The organism is Mesorhizobium sp. ArgA1 (assembly GCF_053714375.1).
The window spans coordinates 1-1560 of sequence record NZ_JBSKBQ010000086.1 but is presented as its reverse complement, the minus strand read 5'-3'; the positions used below and the strand labels follow the sequence as shown (position 1 = coordinate 1560).

1 protein-coding gene is annotated in these 1560 nt (G+C 59.4%); it reads left to right on the top strand.

All coding sequences use genetic code 11. The annotated features are described in order from the left end of the window. The first annotated feature begins 87 nt into the window (after positions 1-87). On the top strand, positions 88-1245 hold the full coding sequence (locus ACWGTI_RS32395) for an IS110 family transposase (RefSeq protein WP_454590648.1): 1158 nt from the start codon (positions 88-90) through the stop codon (positions 1243-1245). Positions 1246-1560 lie beyond the last annotated feature (315 nt).

Genomic DNA, 1560 nt, shown 5'->3' with positions numbered 1-1560 from the left:
CCGTCCAGATCCCATGGGTGGATGGCGACCGGCGTTTTTGCAAAATTAGAGGTCGTCCAACCAACCACCTATTCTGAGGCGATGAATATGACCACACCCATACAGCCAACCACCATCCGTACCGATCCTGGCGCAATTTTCGTTTCATTGGAACTCAGCCGCTCGACCTGGCTGATAACCTCGCTGTCTCCGGGCAACGGTGGGAAGATGTCGAAGCATTCCATTTTCGCAGGGGACGTGGGCGGATTGTTCGCGCTGTTTTTCAAGCTGCGGGAAAGATGTCAGGCTAAAACCGGGTGCAATTATCCGATCGTCACGATCCAGGAGGCCGGTCTCGACGGCTTCTGGGTTCATCGGGTGCTTGAGAAGGAGGCGCTCGAAAGCCATGTCGTGGATCCAGCCTCGATCGCAACATCACGCCGGCGCCGACGAGCGAAGACGGATCGCATCGACGGTGAGGCGCTACTTCGGACCTTGATGGCTTACAAACGCGGCGAGCCACGGGTATGTGCCATGGTGCGTGCTCCGTCGCCCGAAGAAGAAGATCATCGCCGGGTCTGCCGCGAGCGCAAGACACTGACCGCTGAGCGCGTCGCCCACGTCAATCGCATCAAGGGGCTGCTGTTCTCGCAGGGGATCACGGACTATGAGCCGCTGCGCAAGAATCGACGAAAGCGGCTTGAAGAGTTGAGGACTGGCGACGGGCGCGCGCTGCCTGCCCATATGAAAGCCCAGATTGGCCGCGAACTGGATCGGCTCGAGCTCCTGCTCGAACAGATCAGGACGGTCGAAGAGGAACGGGACGCACTCCTCGCAGCGCAAGACGCCGAGGCAAAGCCTTCGCCTGTGAGAATGCTGCTCGACATCAAGGGGATCGGCGCCGAATTCGCCGCCATCCTGTGGTCGGAGGGATTATTCCGACATTTTGATAACCGTCGCCAGGTTGCCGCCTATGCGGGCCTCGCGCCGACACCCTGGCAGAGCGGCTCGGTCGATCGGGAGCAAGGGGTATCAAAGGCGGGTAATCCCAGACTGCGGACGACGTTGATCCAGATGTCCTGGCTGTGGTTGCGACATCAACCGAGTTCTGCGCTGGCCCGATGGTTCAAGGAACGCGTTGATCGCAACGATGGGCGCATGAAGAAATCGACCATCGTGGCGCTGGCGCGAAAGCTCCTGGTCGCTCTTTGGAAATACGCAACCGCCGGCGTAGCCATAGAAGGGGCGAGCATGAACAGCGCCTGACTGTCCTTCAACCTTCAACCCCTTTCGGAAATCTACCAGAACTCTTCTGTTCTGGCGGATTCAGGCCGACGAACCGTACGCGCACTTGGCGAAATGCCGTCGTCCAGATTGGTTTCGTCGTTCTGAGCTCTACCCGCCGCAAGCGGGATGTTGGTGCAGCCGCAATCAGCGGCGACCGTATGTGAGCTGGATGAGGTTCGACAAACGAGCCGCGTCATGCAGTCGAGCTCAGGCCCCTGGATGCCGTTACCTTGGAGAGTGCCCTATGCGCTGTGACTGATAACCTTGACACTTCGACGCCCATGTGAGCGCGCG

Bases quoted from the DNA above. Each gene is read 5' to 3' on its own strand.
- ACWGTI_RS32395 (WP_454590648.1), top strand. From the start codon at position 88: ATGACCACACCCATACAGCCAACCACCATCCGTACCGATCCTGGCGCA.